Annotated in this window: 2 tRNA genes and 3 rRNA genes; all 5 read left to right on the top strand. The window is 41.9% G+C overall.

Annotation, left to right across the window (positions count from 1 at the left end):
• The first annotated feature begins 410 nt into the window (after positions 1-410).
• The 5 genes from BGS40_RS07580 (at position 411) to rrf (ending at position 5997) form a co-directional block, all read left to right on the top strand.
• Positions 411-1923 (top strand): 16S ribosomal RNA (locus BGS40_RS07580).
• Between the two features lie 102 nt (positions 1924-2025).
• Positions 2026-2101, top strand: a tRNA-Ala gene (locus BGS40_RS07575).
• Positions 2102-2109: 8 nt separating this feature from the next.
• Positions 2110-2186: transfer RNA gene (locus BGS40_RS07570), tRNA-Ile, on the top strand.
• A 532-nt stretch (positions 2187-2718) separates the two neighbouring features.
• Positions 2719-5625: ribosomal RNA gene (locus tag BGS40_RS07565) — 23S ribosomal RNA — on the top strand.
• 255 nt (positions 5626-5880) lie between these two features.
• Positions 5881-5997 (top strand): 5S ribosomal RNA (gene rrf / locus BGS40_RS07560).
• The 16S, 23S and 5S rRNA genes sit together here with 2 tRNA genes alongside, the layout of an rRNA operon.
• The last annotated feature ends 180 nt before the right edge of the window (positions 5998-6177 follow it).

Here is a 6177-nt window from a genome sequence, read left to right as displayed (position 1 = left end):
TTGTTTAATCCCCTTTTAAGTTTAATTGGTTATACTTTCATTTCCTTTTTTTGAAAAAAGGACTTAAAATCTTTTAAATTATAAAGTTTCACTAGCTTAGTAGATTTTATAAATTAACTCTTTTGGTTTTTGTCTTATAAACTAAAAGCTTTTTTATAAATCTTGTTTTTTAATTTAAAAACTTTTCTTTTAAAAATGATTTTTTGTTTTGTTCTTTTAACTTAGTATTGTTATTCAAATCTTATTAGTCAATCTTTGAAATCTAAATAAGTGATCGATTGAGCCAGAAAGATTTAGGCATAAGTAATTATGTAAAATCTATTCAATCTAATAATTAAAAAGATTAAAAGTTTTTCTTTTAATCTTTCATAACTTTTTCTTTGAAGAAAAAGATTAAACTATCTATAATTTTTATGGAGAGTTTGATCCTGGCTCAGAGTGAACGCTGGCGGCGTGCCTAATACATGCAAGTCGAACGATGAAGCTTCTAGCTTGCTAGAAGTGGATTAGTGGCGCACGGGTGAGTAAGGTATAGTTAATCTGCCCTACACAAGAGGACAACAGTTGGAAACGACTGCTAATACTCTATACTCCTGCTTAACACAAGTTGAGTAGGGAAAGTTTTTCGGTGTAGGATGAGACTATATAGTATCAGCTAGTTGGTAAGGTAATGGCTTACCAAGGCTATGACGCTTAACTGGTCTGAGAGGATGATCAGTCACACTGGAACTGAGACACGGTCCAGACTCCTACGGGAGGCAGCAGTAGGGAATATTGCGCAATGGGGGAAACCCTGACGCAGCAACGCCGCGTGGAGGATGACACTTTTCGGAGCGTAAACTCCTTTTCTTAGGGAAGAATTCTGACGGTACCTAAGGAATAAGCACCGGCTAACTCCGTGCCAGCAGCCGCGGTAATACGGAGGGTGCAAGCGTTACTCGGAATCACTGGGCGTAAAGGGCGCGTAGGCGGATTATCAAGTCTCTTGTGAAATCTAATGGCTTAACCATTAAACTGCTTGGGAAACTGATAGTCTAGAGTGAGGGAGAGGCAGATGGAATTGGTGGTGTAGGGGTAAAATCCGTAGATATCACCAAGAATACCCATTGCGAAGGCGATCTGCTGGAACTCAACTGACGCTAAGGCGCGAAAGCGTGGGGAGCAAACAGGATTAGATACCCTGGTAGTCCACGCCCTAAACGATGTACACTAGTTGTTGGGGTGCTAGTCATCTCAGTAATGCAGCTAACGCATTAAGTGTACCGCCTGGGGAGTACGGTCGCAAGATTAAAACTCAAAGGAATAGACGGGGACCCGCACAAGCGGTGGAGCATGTGGTTTAATTCGAAGATACGCGAAGAACCTTACCTGGGCTTGATATCCTAAGAACCTTTTAGAGATAAGAGGGTGCTAGCTTGCTAGAACTTAGAGACAGGTGCTGCACGGCTGTCGTCAGCTCGTGTCGTGAGATGTTGGGTTAAGTCCCGCAACGAGCGCAACCCACGTATTTAGTTGCTAACGGTTCGGCCGAGCACTCTAAATAGACTGCCTTCGTAAGGAGGAGGAAGGTGTGGACGACGTCAAGTCATCATGGCCCTTATGCCCAGGGCGACACACGTGCTACAATGGCATATACAATGAGACGCAATACCGCGAGGTGGAGCAAATCTATAAAATATGTCCCAGTTCGGATTGTTCTCTGCAACTCGAGAGCATGAAGCCGGAATCGCTAGTAATCGTAGATCAGCCATGCTACGGTGAATACGTTCCCGGGTCTTGTACTCACCGCCCGTCACACCATGGGAGTTGATTTCACTCGAAGCCGGAATACTAAACTAGTTACCGTCCACAGTGGAATCAGCGACTGGGGTGAAGTCGTAACAAGGTAACCGTAGGAGAACCTGCGGTTGGATCACCTCCTTTCTAGAGTACAAAGTAATAAGTCTCACAACTATTACTTCAATATATAAACTCAATTGATTCTTGTTTAGATTTTAAAGATTGATGATAAAGCTAATTGTTTATGGGGAATTAGCTCAGCTGGGAGAGCGCCTGCTTTGCACGCAGGAGGTCAGCGGTTCGATCCCGCTATTCTCCACCATTTATTAAGGGCCTATAGCTCAGCTGGTTAGAGTGCACCCCTGATAAGGGTGAGGTCACAAGTTCAAGTCTTGTTAGGCCCACCATAAAAAAGATTTGAATAAAGAAGCTTTAAAATCTAAAGCAAGTATATAAAATAGATTAAATATAAAATATAAACTCTATACTTAGATTTATTTTTATCTTTAACTATAAAAGAATATACTTTAATAGATATAAGTAGCATACATTATGCATTTATATTTATAATGATTATGTTAATATATATACTTCCTTTAGGTTTTAAACCTAAATGTTCTTTTTAATTATCATTGTTAAGAGTCACAAGCAAGTTTTAATAAAAACAATTTTACAGGACTTGTTAAAGGATAAAACCTATTTATTTTTTCTTTAGTTTAACTTAACTTTTAGCTGTCTTCTCTTCTATGAATAAAGAGAATATTAGATTTAAGGATTATAAATTAAAGACAAGTTTCAAACTCACAGCTTAGTTGAGACTAAATCATTTAGTTTTATATTAAGTGTTTGAATGCTTTCCGTCTTAAGATAAAGAAGTCTTATCATAAAAACTTTAACAAGGAAGTGATGCGTTTTAGAATCAATAATAAAAGGTAAAAAAGGTAAGCTACTAAGAGCGAATGGTGGATGCCTTGACTGGTAAAGGCGATGAAGGACGTACTAGACTGCGATAAGCTACGGGGAGCTGTCAAGAAGCTTTGATCCGTAGATTTCCGAATGGGGCAACCCAATGTATAGAGATATACATTACCTATATAGGAGCGAACGAGGGGAATTGAAACATCTTAGTACCCTCAGGAAAAGAAATCAATAGAGATTGCGTCAGTAGCGGCGAGCGAAAGCGCAAGAGGGCAAACCCAGTGCTTGCACTGGGGGTTGTAGGACTGCAATGTGCAAGAGGTAAGTTTAGCAGAACATTCTGGAAAGTATAACCATAGAGGGTGATAGTCCCGTATGCGAAAAACAAACCTTAGCTAGCAGTATCCTGAGTAGGGCGGGACACGAGGAATCCTGTCTGAATCCGGGTCGACCACGATCCAACCCTAAATACTAATACCAGATCGATAGTGCACAAGTACCGTGAGGGAAAGGTGAAAAGAACTGAGGTGATCAGAGTGAAATAGAACCTGAAACCATTTGCTTACAATCATTCAGAGCCCTATGTAGCAATACAGGGTGATGGACTGCCTTTTGCATAATGAGCCTGCGAGTTGTGGTGTCTGGCAAGGTTAAGCAAACGCGAAGCCGTAGCGAAAGCGAGTCTGAATAGGGCGCTTAGTCAGATGCTGCAGACCCGAAACGAAGTGATCTATCCATGAGCAAGTTGAAGCTAGTGTAAGAACTAGTGGAGGACTGAACCCATAGGCGTTGAAAAGCCCCGGGATGACTTGTGGATAGGGGTGAAAGGCCAATCAAACTTCGTGATAGCTGGTTCTCTCCGAAATATATTTAGGTATAGCGTTGTGTCGTAATATAAGGGGGTAGAGCACTGAATGGGCTAGGGCATACACCAATGTACCAAACCCTATCAAACTCCGAATACCTTATATGTAATCACAGCAGTCAGGCGGCGAGTGATAAAATCCGTCGTCAAGAGGGAAACAACCCAGACTACCAGCTAAGGTCCCTAAATCTTACTTAAGTGGAAAACGATGTGAAGTTACTTAAACAACCAGGAGGTTGGCTTAGAAGCAGCCATCCTTTAAAGAAAGCGTAATAGCTCACTGGTCTAGTGATTTTGCGCGGAAAATATAACGGGGCTAAAGTAAGTACCGAAGCTGTAGACTTAGTTTACTAAGTGGTAGGAGAGCGTTCTATTTGCGTCGAAGGTATACCGGTAAGGAGTGCTGGAGCGAATAGAAGTGAGCATGCAGGCATGAGTAGCGATAATTAATGTGAGAATCATTAACGCCGTAAACCCAAGGTTTCCTACGCGATGCTCGTCATCGTAGGGTTAGTCGGGTCCTAAGTCGAGTCCGAAAGGGGTAGACGATGGCAAATTGGTTAATATTCCAATACCAACATTAGTGTGCGATGGAAGGACGCTTAGGGCTAAGGGGGCTAGCGGATGGAAGTGCTAGTCTAAGGTCGTAGGAGGTTATATAGGCAAATCCGTATAACAATACTCCGAGAACTGAAAGGCTTTTTGAAGTCTTCGGATGGATAGAAGAACCCCTGATGCCGTCGAGCCAAGAAAAGTTTCTAAGTTTAGCTAATGTTGCCCGTACCGTAAACCGACACAGGTGGGTGGGATGAGTATTCTAAGGCGCGTGGAAGAACTCTCTTTAAGGAACTCTGCAAAATAGCACCGTATCTTCGGTATAAGGTGTGGTTAGCTTTGTATTAGGATTTACTCCGAAAGCAAGGAAACTTACAACAAAGAGTCCCTCCCGACTGTTTACCAAAAACACAGCACTCTGCTAACTCGTAAGAGGATGTATAGGGTGTGACGCCTGCCCGGTGCTCGAAGGTTAATTGATGGGGTTAGCATTAGCGAAGCTCTTGATCGAAGCCCGAGTAAACGGCGGCCGTAACTATAACGGTCCTAAGGTAGCGAAATTCCTTGTCGGTTAAATACCGACCTGCATGAATGGCGTAACGAGATGGGAGCTGTCTCAAAGAGGGATCCAGTGAAATTGTAGTGGAGGTGAAAATTCCTCCTACCCGCGGCAAGACGGAAAGACCCCGTGGACCTTTACTACAGCTTGACACTGCTACTTGGATAAGAATGTGCAGGATAGGTGGGAGGCTTTGAGTATATGACGCCAGTTGTATATGAGCCATTGTTGAGATACCACTCTTTCTTATTTGGGTAGCTAACCAGCTTGAGTTATCCTCAAGTGGGACAATGTCTGGTGGGTAGTTTGACTGGGGCGGTCGCCTCCCAAATAATAACGGAGGCTTACAAAGGTTGGCTCAGAACGGTTGGAAATCGTTCGTAGAGTATAAAGGTATAAGCCAGCTTAACTGCAAGACATACAAGTCAAGCAGAGACGAAAGTCGGTCTTAGTGATCCGGTGGTTCTGTGTGGAAGGGCCATCGCTCAAAGGATAAAAGGTACCCCGGGGATAACAGGCTGATCTCCCCCAAGAGCTCACATCGACGGGGAGGTTTGGCACCTCGATGTCGGCTCATCGCATCCTGGGGCTGGAGCAGGTCCCAAGGGTATGGCTGTTCGCCATTTAAAGCGGTACGCGAGCTGGGTTCAGAACGTCGTGAGACAGTTCGGTCCCTATCTGCCGTGGGCGTAAGAAGATTGAAGAGATTTGACCCTAGTACGAGAGGACCGGGTTGAACAAACCACTGGTGTAGCTGTTGTTCTGCCAAGAGCATCGCAGCGTAGCTAAGTTTGGAAAGGATAAACGCTGAAAGCATCTAAGCGTGAAGCCAACTCTAAGATGAATCTTCTCTAAGCTCTCTAGAAGACTACTAGTTTGATAGGCTGGGTGTGTAATGGATGAAAGTCCTTTAGCTGACCAGTACTAATAGAGCGTTTGGCTTATCTTTAATAAAGCATCACTTCCTTGTTAAGGTTTTTAAGAAGACTTTGAATATAGATAATATTTAGAGTTTAATAGAAATCTTTCAAGTAGAGTTTGTATTAGAACTTGCTCTTAACATTGTTTTTTAAGTATTCTATATAAAAACTTATCAAAGATAAAAGATAAGAAAAGAAGAAAGAGAATAAAGAAAAAATTAAAGGAATAAAAGATTAAGTTTTATTCTTAAATTCAATCTTTCAAAGAATATTTAAATAACAATGTCCGTGATTATACAGATGTGGAAACGCCTTGCTCCATCCCGAACCAAGAAGCTAAGCACATCGTGGGTGATGATACTACGCCTTACTGGCAGGGGGAAAGTAGCTCATTGCGGACTTGTTAAATGTCTTCATTACTTACTTTATATATAAATCCTATGTTTATTTTTATTGTTGTTTTAGATGATACTTAGAATCGTGTTTAAAAAAAGAGTTTGCTGCTGGTTAGGGTTTTTAGAGAGAATAGGGTGTTTTTAGGGATTTGAAAATACTAGAAGGATAAAATTTAAAATTTTCTA

Origin of the sequence: Campylobacter sp. 107 (genome assembly GCF_002383835.1) — a bacterium.
In the GTDB taxonomy this organism is placed as follows: domain Bacteria; phylum Campylobacterota; class Campylobacteria; order Campylobacterales; family Campylobacteraceae; genus Campylobacter_D; species Campylobacter_D jejuni.
The sequence above is the reverse complement of the archived record's forward strand: the minus strand, read 5'-3'. Positions and strand labels throughout refer to the sequence as shown.